General features: G+C 67.3%; 16 protein-coding genes. 6 read left to right on the top strand and 10 right to left on the bottom strand.

What is annotated here, in order from left to right; genetic code table 11:
- Position 1 precedes the first annotated feature (1 nt).
- Genes A5622_RS00280 through A5622_RS00245 form a run of 8 tightly spaced genes read right to left on the bottom strand, consistent with a single transcriptional unit; the run spans position 2 to position 8,968 of the window.
- Positions 2 to 1,261 (bottom strand): MlaD family protein, encoded by a 1,260-nt coding sequence (locus A5622_RS00280; RefSeq protein WP_066875926.1) that lies wholly within the window; start codon positions 1,259 to 1,261, stop codon positions 2 to 4.
- Positions 1,258 to 2,460 (bottom strand): MCE family protein, encoded by a 1,203-nt coding sequence (locus tag A5622_RS00275; RefSeq protein ID WP_066875925.1) that lies wholly within the window; start codon positions 2,458 to 2,460, stop codon positions 1,258 to 1,260. The genes A5622_RS00280 and A5622_RS00275 overlap by 4 nt, the downstream gene beginning before the upstream one ends.
- Entirely contained in the window at positions 2,457 to 3,572 is a 1,116-nt protein-coding gene (locus A5622_RS00270) for an MCE family protein (RefSeq protein WP_066875924.1), read from the bottom strand. Before A5622_RS00270 ends, A5622_RS00275 begins: the two co-directional genes overlap by 4 nt.
- Entirely contained in the window at positions 3,569 to 4,624 is a 1,056-nt protein-coding gene (locus A5622_RS00265) for an MCE family protein (RefSeq protein ID WP_066875923.1), read from the bottom strand. The genes A5622_RS00270 and A5622_RS00265 overlap by 4 nt, the downstream gene beginning before the upstream one ends.
- On the bottom strand, positions 4,617 to 5,672 hold the full coding sequence (locus tag A5622_RS00260) for an MlaD family protein (RefSeq protein WP_066875922.1): 1,056 nt from the start codon (positions 5,670 to 5,672) through the stop codon (positions 4,617 to 4,619). Before A5622_RS00260 ends, A5622_RS00265 begins: the two co-directional genes overlap by 8 nt.
- On the bottom strand, positions 5,669 to 7,249 hold the full coding sequence (locus A5622_RS00255; protein WP_066875921.1) for an MlaD family protein: 1,581 nt from the start codon (positions 7,247 to 7,249) through the stop codon (positions 5,669 to 5,671). The genes A5622_RS00260 and A5622_RS00255 overlap by 4 nt, the downstream gene beginning before the upstream one ends.
- Before the next feature lie 11 nt (positions 7,250 to 7,260).
- Positions 7,261 to 8,124, bottom strand: coding sequence for an ABC transporter permease (locus tag A5622_RS00250; RefSeq protein ID WP_066875920.1), 864 nt, complete (start codon positions 8,122 to 8,124; stop codon positions 7,261 to 7,263).
- A gap of 1 nt (position 8,125) precedes the next feature.
- Complete coding sequence (locus A5622_RS00245) at positions 8,126 to 8,968, bottom strand: ABC transporter permease (RefSeq protein WP_066875919.1); 843 nt, start codon at positions 8,966 to 8,968, stop codon at positions 8,126 to 8,128.
- Between the two features lie 305 nt (positions 8,969 to 9,273).
- Here A5622_RS00245 and A5622_RS00240 point away from each other — a divergent pair, with 305 nt between their 5' ends.
- The 5 genes from A5622_RS00240 to A5622_RS00220 all read left to right on the top strand — a co-directional run bounded on the left by A5622_RS00240 (position 9,274) and on the right by A5622_RS00220 (position 13,074).
- Positions 9,274 to 9,873, top strand: coding sequence for a TetR family transcriptional regulator (locus tag A5622_RS00240; protein ID WP_066875918.1), 600 nt, complete (start codon positions 9,274 to 9,276; stop codon positions 9,871 to 9,873).
- Positions 9,874 to 9,928: 55 nt separating this feature from the next.
- On the top strand, positions 9,929 to 10,210 hold the full coding sequence (locus A5622_RS00235; protein ID WP_066875917.1) for a phosphoribosyl-ATP diphosphatase: 282 nt from the start codon (positions 9,929 to 9,931) through the stop codon (positions 10,208 to 10,210).
- 2 nt (positions 10,211 to 10,212) lie between these two features.
- Positions 10,213 to 11,067: an ATP phosphoribosyltransferase gene (gene hisG, locus A5622_RS00230; protein WP_066875995.1), complete on the top strand. Its 855-nt coding sequence runs from the start codon at positions 10,213 to 10,215 to the stop codon at positions 11,065 to 11,067.
- Positions 11,068 to 11,185: 118 nt separating this feature from the next.
- Positions 11,186 to 11,698 (top strand): DUF4126 family protein, encoded by a 513-nt coding sequence (locus tag A5622_RS00225; protein WP_066867483.1) that lies wholly within the window; start codon positions 11,186 to 11,188, stop codon positions 11,696 to 11,698.
- On the top strand, positions 11,695 to 13,074 hold the full coding sequence (locus tag A5622_RS00220; RefSeq protein ID WP_066875916.1) for an FAD-containing oxidoreductase: 1,380 nt from the start codon (positions 11,695 to 11,697) through the stop codon (positions 13,072 to 13,074). The genes A5622_RS00225 and A5622_RS00220 overlap by 4 nt, the downstream gene beginning before the upstream one ends.
- Here the strand turns inward: A5622_RS00220 and A5622_RS00215 are convergent.
- Positions 13,071 to 13,934: a RecB family exonuclease gene (locus A5622_RS00215; RefSeq protein WP_156749027.1), complete on the bottom strand. Its 864-nt coding sequence runs from the start codon at positions 13,932 to 13,934 to the stop codon at positions 13,071 to 13,073. The two genes, A5622_RS00220 and A5622_RS00215, sit on opposite strands and share 4 nt — an antisense overlap.
- A 122-nt stretch (positions 13,935 to 14,056) precedes the next feature.
- Here A5622_RS00215 and trmI point away from each other — a divergent pair, with 122 nt between their 5' ends.
- A complete protein-coding gene (trmI, locus tag A5622_RS00210; RefSeq protein ID WP_066867490.1) occupies positions 14,057 to 14,902 on the top strand; it encodes a tRNA (adenine(58)-N(1))-methyltransferase TrmI in 846 nt (281 codons plus the stop codon).
- Here the strand turns inward: trmI and A5622_RS00205 are convergent, their stop codons facing one another.
- Positions 14,903 to 15,202, bottom strand: a complete 300-nt coding sequence (locus tag A5622_RS00205; protein WP_066867493.1) for a DUF503 domain-containing protein — start codon at positions 15,200 to 15,202, stop codon at positions 14,903 to 14,905.
- Between the last annotated feature and the right edge of the window lie 70 nt (positions 15,203 to 15,272).

Genomic DNA, 15,272 nt, shown 5'->3' with positions numbered 1-15,272 from the left:
CTCAGTGCGGCGGTTCGATCGGCAGCTGCGGACCGCCGTAGGGGGTGGGAATGGTGTAGCGGCCCCGCGGGGTCGGATCGGTTCGCTGGCCCAGGTTCGCGCCCGGCGGCGGGCCGGCGGTGTCGTCGCCGCCCGGACGTGGCGCGTTCTTGGCCCCGCGGATCGAGACCGCCGGGTCGTCGTCGCGGCAGTAGGTGTACATGAACGGCTCGTAATAGTCGGCGGCCGAGGAGGCGTGCGCCGGTGTCCCGTAGTCGCAGACGTAGCGGGGATACAGGTCGGCGGTCGCCCAGACGCCGCCGTCGTGAAAGGCGCTCGTCACCGCGTCCAATACCGACCCGCGGTAGTCGGGGAACAGTGCGTTGAGCGCCGGGACCCGCAGATAGAACAGCTGTGACATGGTGGCCATGCTGCCCAGCAACTGCACCATCGTGTCGGAATTGTCGGCGAACAGATTGTCGACGGCCGACAGCGTGCGCGGCGTCTGCTGCGTCAACCGGCGGTAACCGGCCTGCATTCTGGCCACGCCGGTCAGCGTCTGGTTGAGTTCGGTTGCGGCGGAGCCCAATCCGGCGTTTTTATCGCTCGCCAGGGTGAGCACCACCCGGCTGGTCTTGATGATGCTGGTGGTCTGGGGCAGCACCGAATCGAGCGTCGACAGCAGGAACGTGCCGCCGTCCACGATGGCGGTCAGCTTGGCCGGGCCCTGTCTGCTCAGGCTCAACTCCTTCTTGATCAACTCGATCTTGTGCGGGTCGACCTGGGCCAGCAGCCCATCGGCGTCACCGAGCAACTGCGCCAAGCTGACCGGGACGGTGGTGTGGTCCAGGGCGATCAGGCTGCCGTCATGCAGATACGGCCCGGCGTCGGAGGCTGCCTCGAAGTTGATGTACTGCTCACCGGCCGGCGAGAGCGCGGACACGTGCACGACGCTGTTCGCCGGGATCCGCACCTGCGACGTGATGCTGGCGACGGCGTTCACGCCGTCGTCGGTGATCTGCAGCGATTCGATGCGCCCGACGCGAACACCGCGCAGCGCGACGTCCTGGTTTGGGAGCAGGCCGCCGGATTCCGCCAGCTGCACGGTGACCCGGTAGGACGAGGCGAAGGGTTTCACTCGCAACGCGCCGACGAGCAGATAGGCGGTCGCCACGACCAGGATGAGCACCAGGCCGGCCACCGACAACCAGACCTGCTGCCGGTGCGCGGTGCGCACCGCGCGCACAACGAGATTGGCGAAGTCGGCGACGGCGCGGATCACGGTTGCGGCCCTGGCGGTGCGGGCGGGGGCCCGGGCGCGACGTCGATCTGTCCCGGGATGTTGGGATCCGGAATCACCGGAACCTGAGGCGAATTGGGTCCCCGGCCGACCACACGTTCCTGCAGTCGCCACAGGGTGTATTTGAGGGTGCCGACGAGCAGGTTCACGTTGTAGTGGTGCGGCCCGTGCAGCCCGATGTCGCCGGGGAATCCGATGTCGGGCAGCGATCCGAGCATGATCTTGTCCACGCCGACGTTCACCGAAATCGAGTTCCCCGCAGTGGATTTGACCAGCGCGGGAATCAGCCGGTTTATCGACAGCCAGCTGGTGTCGGGGCTGATCGCAACGTCGTTGGCGGCCCCGGCGATCGTGTTCAGGTCGCGGATCATGCTGCGGCCGCTGGTGTCGGTCCCGCCGATCGACGGGAACCTGGCCAGCAACCGGGAGGTGTCGCCGACCTGCACGGCCAGGTTGGACAGTTGACTGGTGTTGTCGGCCAGGGCCGAGGTGGCGGGGCGGGCCGCCGACATCAGGTCGCTGATGGTCTGGTTCTTGGCGTCGAGTTGGTCGGCCAGGCGCGACAATTGGGTCAACGCGTGCGAGATCTGATCGGATCGGCCGTCCAGCGTCGCGAGTAGCTCGTTGGACTTGCGGATCATGTCTCCGAACGCCTGGCCCTGATCTCCGGTCGCCTTGCCGAACCCGTTGATGATGTTGGTGAAATTGCGCACCGCCCCGCCGTTCACCAGGATCGCCGCCGAGCTCAGCACCGACTCGACGGTCGCGGCGGCCGCGGTCGAGTCCAGGCCGATGGTGTCCCCGTCGCGCAGCAGCGGCCCGTCGGCATCGCCCGGTGGCTTCAGCGCGACGAAGACGTCGCCCAGCGGTGTCGCGGTGCGCAATTCGGCGGTGCTGCCCCGCGGCAGCTGTACGCCATCCCGGATGCGCAGCCGCGTGACCGCCGTGTAATTGCGGGCGACCATCGATTCGAGCTGCCCGACGTCGGCGCCGGCGAGCTTGACCTTGGCGTTCATCGGCAGGTTCAGCGCGTTGGAGAACACCGCGTTGAGCGAATAACCGCCGGACCCCAGGCCCGGGGCCGGAAGGGGCAGGCTGGCAAGGCCGTTCGTGGCGCATCCCGCGGTGACCATCGCCGCGGCCACCGCCGTGAGCATGCCCCGCACGCCCGCGCCCGTCATTTCTGCCCCATGGCGGCCATGCCGTCGAGCACGTAGGTCAACCCGAAATCGGGGCCGAAGTCCTGGATGGTCCCGGTGCTGCAGCCCAGTTGTCGAAGCCCCATCAGGTTGCAGATCTCTTTGGTGTACTGGCTGTCGAACAGCAATCGGTCCGTCAGGAAGCGGGCCCGCACGCTGCCGTTCGCCCGGTCGATCATGTTGTAGGCGTTGTCGGCCACCAAGGGGGCCAGATCCAGCAGCTCGGCCAGGTCGCGCCGCTGGTCGGTCACCGTCATCAGCGTGCCGTTGCCGTGCAGGACGGCCTGTTTGACGTTGTCGCGGTTGGCGTCGAGCAGGTCACCGGCCCGCTGGATCAGTTGGTCGAGCTTGCGCCCGGTGTTGCCGCTGCCGAGGTCCTCGTCGGCCATGATCCGGCTGACCTGGTGGATGGTGGAGGCGAATTCGCGCAGTTTCGAGTCGTTGGCGGCGACGGCGTCGAACAGCGTGCTGATGTTTTTGACGATCGTGGTGATCTGCTCGCGGGTCGCCGCGCCGCCGTCGCTGGACAGCCGCAGCGCCTTGGACAGCTCGCCCAGCGCCGCCTTGATCTTCTCGCCGTTGCCGTTGACCACCTCGGTGCCGCCGCCGAGCACGTCGGCGATCGGGCCGCCGCCTCGCCCGTCACCCTCGAGCGACTTGGTCACCTTGTCCAAAACATTGAGGACACTGCTGAATTCGACGGGGGTCTTGGTCCTGGGCAGCCCGATGGTGTCGTGATTCTGCAGGGTCGGTCCGCCGTGGTAGGGCGGCGTCAGCTCGATCTGCCGGTCGGTGAGGATGGACGTCGACACCGTGACGGCCTGCGCGGTGGCGGGCACCTTGACGTGGCGGTCGACGGTGAACTGGACCTCGACGTAACCCCCCTTGGGGTTGATCTTGGTGATCTTGCCCACCGGCATGCCCAGCACCGCAACCTCGTTGCCCTCGTAGAGGCCTGAGGCGCTGTCGAATTGGGCCGTCACGGTGATTGTGTCGTCGTCCGAACTCAGGTACCACCAGCCGGCGCCGACCGCCGCGGCGAGGACCGCGACCGCGGCGACGATGGCCAGCGCCTTGGCGCCGAGCCCGTTCACTTGCAGTCCTTGAAGTACTGGATCATGCCGAACTGCTTGGCACGCCCGCTGATTGCGCACATCCACGAGTCGATCAACGGGACATTGGGGGCGTTGAAGTTGATCGCGTTGCCGTCACCGGTCAGATTGGCCGCCTCGCGGAAGAAGATCGGGCTGGTTTGTAGCATGCTGTGCAGCAGGTCGTCGTGCGCCGACATCAAGTTGGTGAAGTCGCGCATGTCTCTGATCAACGCGTCCAGGCCCGAGCGGTCGTTGACCACGACCTGGCTCATGGTGTCGACCAGACTCGACAGGGATTGCATCATCGCGTGGAAAACGGCGCGCCGCGCGACGAATTGGCCCAGCAGGTCCTGACCCTGGTCGACGAGGGCGCCGATGCCGGCCTGCTGGCGGCGCAGCGTGTTGGTGACCTGCTCGGTGCTGCGCAGCAGCTGCCCCAGCTGGTCGCGTCGCACCGCGATGATCGACGACAAGGTGTTGATGTTCGTGATCGCCTGCGGCACAACGGCGGGCAGGCCCTCAAGCTGCTTGCCGAGCACCGCCAGCGATTGGGCGAACCTGTCGGAGTCGACCTGCTCGAAGGTGGTGGTGGCGTCCTGCAGCGCGGCCTGCAGGTCGTAGGGCACCTCGGTGTGCCCCAGGTCGAAGGTCTCGTTGGGCAGGCGGGCGGGCCCCTTGGGTTCCAGCGCGAGATAGCGCGAGCCCAGGATGGTGGTGACCCGGATCTGTGCACGAGAATCCTTGCCCAGCTTGATGTCGTCGCGGACCTTCAACCCCGCCTCGACATGGTCGCCGACGAGTTTCATGCTCGTGACGTTGCCCACCGGGATACCCGCGACCACGATCGGGTTGCCGGCCCGCAGCGAGGCCGCTTGCAGGAACTCGGCGGTGTAATGGCGATAGGCGGCGCCGATCGCGTGCACCGCCAGCATGACTGAAATCACCACCGCGACCACCGCGACGGCGATGAACCCGAGCCAGGTCTTGTTGTAGCTTTCCAGCGGGCGCTTCGTCAGCCCCGACAACCGCCGCCGTACCGATGCCTCAGCCATCGACCGTGCTCCTGCAGCGTGGGGTGTGCCAGGCCCGGTTGCCCGGCGTGGCCGCGTTGATGATGATCGGCACGACATCGTTGAGCCCGGGGAAGAAACCCATGAAGTTCACGTCGCACACGTAGGCATTGCCGTAGGCGCCCTGATTGCCCACGCGGGTAAGGCCTTTCAGCAGCAGCGGAATGTTGTCGCCGAAGAACGCCACCTGCGGTTCGACGTTCATGATGTGTTTGGTGACGCCGGGCTGGCGATCGATGAATTCGCGCAGCGCCGGGTAGACGTCGGTCGCCGAGGCCGACAGCCGGTTGGTCACCCGGGCCAGCGAACCGACCGAGGCGACCAGGTCCGGGCGCCGCCGGTCGAGGTCGCCGACGACGCTGCGGGCCGCCGTGATGACCCCGTCGAGATCGTCGTTCTGTTGGGCGAGGTTGCCGACCACCTTGTTGAGGTTGGTGATGACGCTGCCCAGGGCCTGGTCGCGGCCCGCGAAAGTCTGTGTCAGCGTGGAGGTCTGGCCGACCAGCGTGGTGAGCGAGGACGTGTCGCCCTGCAGCGAGGCGATGATGCCCTTGGTGAGGTTGTCGGCGTCATGGGGGTTCAGCAGGCTGAACAACGGCTCGTAGCCGTTGAGCAGCGTGGTCACGTCGAAAGAGGGCTCGGTGCGCTCCAACGGGATGGTGCTGCCCGGCGCCAGCAGCTGCGGACTGCCTTCCTTGCCCAGGGACAGCCCGAGGTAACGCTGCCCGACGATGTTCTGGTAGGTCACCGACGCCAGGGTGTTTCCGAACAACCGCTGGTCGGACTGCACCACGAACGAGACCTTCGCCAGAGTCCCGTCCAGTTCCACCTTTTCGACCCGGCCCACGCGCACCCCGGCCATGCGGACGTCGTCGCCCTCGCGTAGTCCGTACACGTCGCTGAACACCGCCGTGTACCTGGCGGTGTCGCCGGCGACGTCACGCCGCAGGCTCACATACACCAGCCAGGTCAGCGTCAGCGAGACGATCATGAACAGGGTCAGTGCGAGGAGCGGGCCGCGAAACCTCATTTGGCCTCCCCGGGCGGATGAGCGAGTGAGACCGTGGTCCCGCGAGCGACGGGTCCCAGCAGTAGTTCGGTGGCCTCGGTCGCGGGGGCGCCGGTGATCACGCCGAGCATGGTGCGTTCGTATTGACTCCCAACGGGTCCCACGTTGCCGCCGAACGAGGCCCGGTACGCGGCCTGCGGGATCCACGGCGCCTTCGGTGCCACCGGCGCGACCCACGGTTCGTGTGGTTGCGGCGTCGCGGGCGCCCCGGGTGAGGGGTTGTCGGGGTTCGCACTGCCCGGCACCGGCGGCGACGGCGTAATGCCGGGAGCGAGTGGCGGATTGGGGTCGACCAGGTTTGGTGGTCCGTTCACCAGCGGCGGGCCCACCGCGACCAGGTTTCCGTCCGGGCCGATCACCGTGCCGGGCGGTGGGGCCAGGTCCTTGGGCGGATGGTAGTTCTGCGGCAACAGCACGTCGGGCAGATCGGGGCGCACCGGAATCAGCGGTGCGGTGAAGCAACTGGGCCCTTTGAGCTCGCCGTAATGCGGACAGTCGGCACGGGTGTAGGTGGAACTGGGCGTGAACGTCAGCATCGCGCGCATGTTGCCCAGGTTGGTCCGCGGGTTCCAGACCTGTTCCATGAACTGGTTGGCCAGGTTGTCCAGTTTGGTGACGGCGGGCACGAAGTTGTTCGACTTCTCCGCCAAGATGCCGAGCACCGGCGTGAAATCGCTTGTGATCCTGATGAGTTGGTCGATGTGGTTGTCGAACGATTGGCGAGTGGTGCTGACCGTGTAGTCGGCGCCGGAGAGCAGCGAGGCCAACTGCCCGCGCGTCTCGGCGAAGGTTCGCATCGGCTCGACGGCCTGATGCAACGCATCGAGAAGATCGGGCGCCGTCTGGGCGAGCCCCGTGGTGGCATCCAGCAGCGCCGACACCGTCGAGGGGCCGGCGTCGGTGCTGACGATCGAATTGAGTTGATCGAGAAGGCGATTCAGTTGGGCACCGGCGGTCAGCAGGCTGACGCGGCGGTGATCGGTCGCCGCGCCCAGCGCGGCCAGGATCCCCACCGACCTGTCGTCACGGCCACGACCCGCGGCGGCGAGCACGTCGCGCAGCTTGCTCACGGTCGTCTGGAAAAGAACCGTCGGCAGCCGCTTGTCCTCCGAGATGTGCGCGCCGTCGCGGATTTTCCCACCGCGGCCCTCCTGGTTTGGGGACCCCACCAGTTGGACCGACGACACGGCGAAGACGTTGCTCGGCACCACGCGTGCGGTCACGTTGGCCGGAATCGACTTGGCGTATTCCTCTTTGAGGTCGATGTGGACGTAGTTGGGCTTGCCGTGCGCCGCCGGGACGACGCCGTTGACCATCCCGACCAGGACGCCGCGGTATTTGACGTCGGACTTCTGGGGAAGGCCATCGCCGACGTTGATCAGATCGGCGACCACCCGCACGTAGTCGTTGAGCCTGCCGGTGGATTTCACCAACATCGCGGTGGTGACCAGGGCGCTGACCACCACGACCGCGATCCCGATGCCGAACAGCTGCCGATCGGAGGGGCCGCGGCCGTCCAGCTCAAAGGAATTGGGCACGTTTCACCGACCTACCCGCCGAACCTGGCGCCGGAGTCGACGCCCCACAGTGCCATGGTGAGCAGCATGTTCACGATGATCACCACGGTGATGCTGGCCCGCATGCCGTGTCCGGCGGCGACCCCGACGCCCTCGGGCCCGCCGCTCGCGTAATAGCCGTAATAGCACTGGATCGTGGACGCGATCCAGACGAAGATCACCGCCTTGAACAAGGAGTAGACGATGTCCTGGCCGGCCAGCATCAGCGTGAAGTAGTGCAGGTAGGAGCCGGTCGAGCCGCCGCTGCCCAGGCCCACCACGATCTGGGTGCTCAGGTATCCGATCGCCAGGCACGCGGCGTACAGCGGGACGATCGCCACCACCGACGCGATCAGCCGGGTGGTCACCAGGTAGGGGATCGGGCGGATGGCGATCGATTCCATCGCGTCGATCTCTTCGGCGATCCGCATGGATCCCAGCTGGGCGGTGAAGCGGCAGCCGCCCTGCATGGCGAAGGCGAGCGACGCCATCAGGGGAGCCAGCTCACGGGTGTTGACCAACGACGAGACGAACCCGGTGGCCGGCCCCAGACCGAGCAGATCCAGGAAGTTGTACCCCTCGATGCCGACCAGCGCGCCGACCGTCATGCCGAGCACCACGGCCACCCCGGCCGTGCCACCACCCACCACGATCGAGCCGTTGCCCCAGGTGATGTTCGACAGCAGCCGCAGGAATTCGGCGCGGTACTGGCGCAGGGCGAGCGGCACCGCGACCGCGGCCCGGACGAAGAAGACCAGGAGGTGGCCGAGCCGGATGACCGGCACTTTGCCGCGGCGGTAGAGCCGAACGAGGGGGACCGAAATCGGTGCGAACGGTTGATAAGCGGAGGCCGTCATGTCACAGCCCCGTCCGCGGTGACAACATGATGTAGAGCTGGCTGATCGCGACGTTGACGATCATCAGCAGCAGAATCGCCTCCACCACAGCGGCATTCACCGAATTCGCCACGCCGGTCGGCCCGCCCTTGGTGGACAGGCCCTTCTGGCTGGACACGATCGCCACGATGGCGCCGAACACGATGGCCTTGATCAGCGCCAGGATCATGTCGCCGGTCGTGGCGAACGACGCGAACGTCGACACGAAGCTGCCCGGCGCCCCGTTCTGGAAGTACACGTTGAACAGGTAGCTCGCGAAGAACCCGGCGAAGCACACCACGCCGGTGAGGGCCACGCCGATCATTACCGCCGCGGCGAAACGGGGCACCACCAGGCGGCGGATCACCGAGACGCCCATCACCTCCATCGCGTCGGTCTCTTCGCGCATCGTTCGCGAACCGAGGTCCGCGGTGATGGCCGAGCCGACCGCCGAGGCCATCAGCACCGCGGCGACCAGCGACGCCCCCTGCCGGATGACCGCCAGCCCGCTGGCCGCCCCGGCCAGCGACGTGGCACCCACCTGGCCGGCCAGCAAGGCGAACTGGATGGACAACGTGACGCTGATCGGCAGGGACACCAGGATCGTCGGCAACACGGCGGTGCCGGCCATGAATGCGCCCTGCCGGACGAACTCGTGCCACTGGAACCGCCCGGTCGCCAGGTCGTAGAAGAAATATTGGGCGGTTCGCACACCCAGCACGAACTGTTCACCTACCGTCGTCAGCGAGGCGATCGGGTGGCGTTTGACGTACCCCACGGACCAGTTCCGGATAGCGGTGACGCCATCGAACTCGGTGGTCGTCATAGCGGCGTGACCCGCGGACCGCCTAGCAAACCCATGGCGCAAGTCATCGCGTACCAGCTACCGCTGTCATCGGCCCTCTTCCCGCCCCTAAGTCCTGAGTGCCGAGCGGAGAACGTCGGGCAACGGTTGAACGCTATTCTTATTAAAATAGTGTCAACAAGCCCCAGATCTCCGCAGCTCATTGGTGTGTGCTGCATCACACTAGCCTACTTGATAGGGACTTTCAATAGTGTAGAGTCACTCATCTGAGTTCGTCGGTAAACGGCGTCGTGGGGTTCTAATGTCGGATTGACGAAGGTGATGGCATGCCCTCAGCAAACATATCGTTGCGTGACCGACGCCGTGCTGAACTGCTGTCCCAGATCCAGCAGACCGCCCACCGGCTGTTCGCCGAGCGCGGCTTCGAGGCGGTGACGACCGAGGACATCGCCGCGGCCGCTGGAATCTCCATCAGCACGTATTTCCGGTACGCGCCCACCAAGGAGGGCCTGCTGGTCGATCCCGTCCGGGAGGCCGCCGCAGAGATCGTGGGTTCCTACAGCACCAGGCCGCCCCATGAGTCACCGGTCGAAGCGTTGATTCAGCTGTTCGTCACGCACGCCAAAGATGTCAGCGAGGTCGACGACCTCGATACCTGGCGACTGGCCGTCGCGACCGCGCCCCACCTGTTGAGCAAGTCCGTCTTGGTCAGCGCAACCGATCACGGCAAGCTGATCGAGCAGGTCGCCCATCGGATGGGGGTCGATTCGGCGGCCGACATCCGACCCGCGTTGTTGGTCCACACCAGTTTGGCCACAGTGAAATTCGTCCTCGACGGCTGGTTGACCTCGAACGTCGCCGAAGGCCCGGCGTTCCACGTGCAGCTGGAGGCGGCGCTGCGCCTCACCCTCGCCGGATTCGACTGACGAACCCGCGAGGACGCCGCCGGGGCTAAACCGCCGTGACTTTACTCGCGGTGGCGTGAAACAATCGCTGGCCGTGAAGACCTTCGAGGATCTGTTCGCCGAGTTGGGCGAGCGCGCCCGCACCCGGCCGGCCGGCAGCGCGACGGTCGCAGCGCTCGACGGCGGCGTGCACGGCCTGGGCAAGAAGATCCTCGAGGAAGCCGGCGAGGTGTGGCTGGCCGCCGAACACGAATCCGACGACGAGCTGGCCGGGGAGATCAGCCAGTTGCTCTACTGGACGCAGGTGTTGATGGTGGCGCGTGGCCTGACCCTCGACGACGTGTATCGGAAGCTATGACCATGCTGCGGCTTGCGGTCCCCAACAAGGGCACGCTCAGCGACCCGGCCTGCGAGATCCTTACGGAAGCCGGTTACCGGCGTCGCACCGATCCCAAAGACCTGACCGTCATCGACCCGGCGAACCAGGTCGAGTTCTTCTTCCTGCGGCCCAAAGACATTGCCATCTACGTGGGTTCGGGGGAGCTGGATTTGGGCATCACCGGCCGGGACCTGGTGGGCGATTCCGACGCACCGGTGCGCGAGCGTCTGGCGCTGGGCTTCGGCTCGTCCAGCTTTCGCTACGCCGCACCGGCCGGGCGCGACTGGAAGATCGCCGACCTGGCCGGCAAACGGATCGCCACCGCCTACCCCAATCTGGTCCGAAAAGACTTGGCGGGGCGTGGTATTGAGGCGACCGTCATCAGGCTCGACGGCGCGGTGGAGATCTCGGTGCAGCTCGGCGTGGCCGACGCGATCGCCGACGTGGTGGGCTCCGGGCGCACCCTGAGCCTGCACAACCTCGTCGCCTTCGGCAACCCGCTGTGCGATTCGGAAGCGGTGCTGATCGAAAGCGACTCGAACAGCAACGCGGGGACGCAGGCGGCGCGCGATCAGCTGGTGGCGCGGGTCCAGGGCGTGGTGTTCGGCCAGCAGTATCTGATGCTCGATTACGACTGCCCCCGTTCGGTGCTGGATAAGGCCACGGCGATCACGCCGGGGCTGGAGTCGCCCACCATCGCGCCCCTGGCCGATCCGGACTGGGTTGCCATCCGCGCGCTGGTGCCGCGTCGGGGCGTCAACGAGATCATGGACGAGCTGTCCGCCATCGGCGCGAAGGCGATCCTGGCGTCTGACATCAGGTTTTGCCGGTTCTGATTCGTACGCGGTGTAAGACCCGCGGCTGTGTTAGCGTCCGCCTCGGGGGACTGCCCGGGTTGGCGAATGGGCCGTCCCTGCATCGGTCGCCGGCTGTTCGTCTCCCAGGAGGGTTTCCGTGACACACGCGCTGCTCGTCTTGTTGGCTTTACTGATTGGCGTCGTGGCCGGGCTGCGGTCGCTGACGGCGCCCGCCGTCGTGGCCTGGGCCGCCTACATCGGCTGGATCGACCTGCACGGCACCTGGGCGAGTTGGCTGACCAACATCATTGCGGTGATCATCTTCACCGTCCTGGCGATCGGCGAACTGATCAACGACAAGCTGCCCAAGACGCCGGCGCGCACCGCGGCGCCGATCTTCGCGGCCCGGATCGTCACCGGTGGGCTCGCGGGCGCCGCGCTGGGCGCTTGGCCGCACTGGACGTTCACCGCGCTGGGCGCCGGTGTCATCGGTGCGGTGCTCGGTACCCTCGGCGGCTACCAGGCGCGCAAGCGACTGGTGGCGGCGACGGGTGGCAGGGACCTGCCCATCGCGCTGCTCGAGGACGCCGTCGCGATCGTGGGCGGGTTCGCCATCGCGGCGGCGACGGGCCACCTGCTGACCGAATACCTGCTGACGGCGGTTAAGTGACAGCGCATTTCGATGCGATCATCGTCGGGGCCGGGCAGGCCGGCCCGCCGTTGGCAGGCCGGCTGACCGCTGCGGGACAGCGCGTCGCTTTGATCGAGCGCAAGCTGATCGGCGGCACCTGCGTCAACACCGGGTGCATCCCGACCAAGACGCTGGTGGCCTCAGCGCACGCCGCCCATCTCGCGCGCCGCGGCGCGGAATACGGCGTCGGGACCGGGCCGGTCAGCGTGGACATGGCAAAGGTCAAGGCCCGTAAAGACGAGATCATGCTGGGCGACCGCAAGGGCGTCGAGGATTGGCTCGAGGGCATGAAGGGCTGCACCGTTTTTCGCGGGCACGCGGTCTTTCGGGATCCGCACACGCTGCGGGTCGGTGACGATGAGCTGAGCGCCGACCGTATCTTCCTCAACGTCGGCGGGCGTGCGGTGGTGCCCGACATTCCGGGCCTGTCCGACGTCGACTTCCTCACCAACGTGTCGATCCTCGAACTCGACACGGTGCCAACGCATCTCGTCATCGTCGGCGGCAGCTACATCGCGCTCGAGTTCGCGCAGATGTACCGCCGGTTCGGGGCCCGGGTGACCGTCGTCGAACGGGGCGCGCGGCTGGCGTCGCGCGAGGACGAGGACGTCTCGGCCACCATCGAAGAAATCCTGCGCGCCGAGGGCATCGACGTCATCGTCGGGGCGGACGATGTGCGAATAGCCAAGAACGGCAATGGGTTCGAGCTGACCCCTGGTGAGGGCGCCGCGCCCGTTCAGGGAAGTCACCTGCTGCTGGCGGTGGGCCGGCGACCCAATACCGACGACCTGGGCCTGGACGCGGCCGGGGTGCAGACCGATGCCCGCGGCTACATCGTGGTCGACGATCAGCTCCAGACCAGCGTCGAACACATCTGGGCGATGGGCGACTGCAACGGCAAGGGCGCATTCACCCACACCTCCTACAACGATTTCGAGATCGTCGCCGCCAACCTGCTGGACGAGGACCCGCGCCGGGTGAGTGACCGCATCACCACCTACGCGCTCTACATCGATCCGCCGTTGGGGCGCGCCGGCATGACCGTCGATCAGGTCCGCTCGTCGGGACGCCAGGCGCTGGTCGGCAAGCGGCCGATGACCCGGGTCGGCCGGGCGGTGGAAAAGGGTGAGACACAAGGCTTCATGAAAGTCGTGGTGGACGCCGACACCCAGGAGATCCTGGGTGCCGCCATCCTCGGGGTCGGCGGTGACGAGGCCATCCACGCCATCCTGGACGTGATGTCGGCCAAGGCGCCCTACACCACGCTGTCGCGCACCATGCACATCCATCCCACCGTCAGCGAGCTGATTCCCACGATGCTGCAGGAGCTCTCGCCGCTGGACGGCCAGGCTTAGGCGGCCGGTTCAGTGGGATGTGAATCATTCTGCACGACAAGGGTTTCCGGCCAGCCCGGGTAGGGCGGCGGGGTGCCGCCGAAGAGCGGGCAGTGCTGTTGGTGGGGACACCAGTCGCACAGCCGCGACTGGGTGGGCCGGAAATCGCCGGAGTGCCCGGCGGACTGGATCGCCCGCCAGATCGCCATCAACGTCTTCTCGAAGCGCAGCAGCTCATCGTGATCCGGCGTGTAGTCCAGCACCTGTCCGTCAGCTAGATAGATCAGCCGCAACCGGGTGGGCTGCACACCGCGCGAACGCAACAGCGCCACCGCGTAGAACTTCATCTGGAACATGGCCTTGAACTCGGCCAGGGCCCGGGCGGCCGGTGGCGCCTTGCCGGTCTTGTAGTCGACCACCCGCAGTTCGCCGGTGGCGGCGACGTCGATCCGGTCGATGAAGCCACGCAGCAGGGTGCCGTCGGCGAGTTCCACCTCGACGCGCTGCTCGCAGCATTCCGGGTTGAAGCGAGTGGGATCCTCGAGCCGGTAGTAACCGGCGAGCAGCGCCTGCGCCTCGGCCAGTAACTGGGCGCGCTGCCCGGGATCCACGTCGGCGGCCAGCTCGGGCGTCGCCCCGATGACCTGGTCCCAGGCGGGCTCCACCAACGCCATGGCGGTGTCGGGGCCACGCTGTTCGGCGGGCAGGCCGTACAGCTGCTGCAGGGCGGCATGGACCAGCGAGCCGCGCAACTGCGCCGGCGACGGGGCCTCGGGCAGCCGGTCGATGGCCCGGAACCGGTACAGCAGTGGGCACTGCTTGAAGTCCGCGGCCCGCGACGGCGACAGGGCCGGGCGGTACACCTGGCCCGCCGGGCGCATCTCCGGCTGGGGCGCCTCAGACAGGGGCGCCTCGGGCTGGACGATCATGTCGGCAGCCTAGGACCGGGCGCCGACAACCCCCAAGCACCTGCGGCGGCGAGTCGGCTGGCACGCTAGACCGCGTGTCCGTATCCGGCCCGTTCACCGAGGGCGAGCGTGTCCAGCTCACCGATGCCAAGGGTCGGCACTACACCGTGGTGCTCACCGCGGGCGCCGAGTTCCACACCCATCGCGGGGCGATTCCGCACGACGCGCTGATCGGGCTCGAGCAGGGCAGCGTGATCAAGTCCAGCAACAACGCCGTGTACTTGGTGATGCGGCCCCTGCTGATCGACTACGTGATGTCGATGCCGCGCGGACCCCAGGTGATCTACCCGAAGGACGCCGCCCAGATCGTGCACGAGGGCGATATCTTCCCGGGCGCGCGGGTGCTGGAGGCCGGCGCCGGCTCCGGCGCGCTGACCTGCTCGCTGCTGCGCGCGGTCGGACCCGACGGCCGGGTGACCTCCTACGAGCTGCGCGCCGATCACGCCGAGCACGCCGAACGCAACGTGTCGGTGTTCCACGGCGGCCAGGCGCCCGACAACTGGCAGCTGATCATCGGCGACGTCTCCGACTCCGAGCTGCCGGACGGATCCTTCGACCGCGCCGTGCTCGACATGCTCGCGCCGTGGGAGGTGCTGGAGTCGGTCGCGCGGCTGCTGATTCCCGGCGGCGTGCTGATCATCTACGTGGCGACCGTCACCCAGCTGTCGCGCGCGGTCGAGGCCCTGCGGGAACAGCAGTGCTGGACCGAGCCGCGGTCGTGGGAGACGTTGCAGCGCGGCTGGAACGTCGTCGGTCTCGCGGTCCGGCCGCAGCACTCGATGCGTGGGCACACCGCCTTCCTGATCTTCACACGCCGGCTCGCGCCAGGCGTCGTCGCGCCCATGCCGTTGGGCCGCAAGCGTGAAGGCCGCGACGGCTAGCTAGCCGAGGTCCTCGCTGCGCACCAACGAGCGCCGCACCGACAGCAGCTCGAATTCGGGATGCGCGGCCACCAGCCGCTCGGCCGCGTCCAGGACGTCGACGGCATGACCGCGGTCCCCGGACACCGTGGCGACGCCGATGCCCGCTCGCCGGTACAAGTCATGCGAACCCACCTCGGCCGCCGACACGCTGAACTTGCGCTGCAACTCGGCGACCACGGGACGAATCACCGACCGCTTCTGTTTGAGGGACCGCACGTCGCCCAGCAGTACGTCGAACTCGAGCCAACCGATCCACATGCCGCGGGTCAACCCGGCGGGTTCTGCTCGGGGGGCGGCTCCGGGGCCGGTGCCGGCCCCCGAGGAGCTC

Source organism: Mycobacterium sp. 1245801.1 (assembly GCF_001673055.1).
Taxonomy (GTDB): Bacteria; Actinomycetota; Actinomycetes; order Mycobacteriales; family Mycobacteriaceae; genus Mycobacterium; species Mycobacterium europaeum_A.
This window is presented reverse-complemented; position numbering and strand designations above follow the sequence as displayed.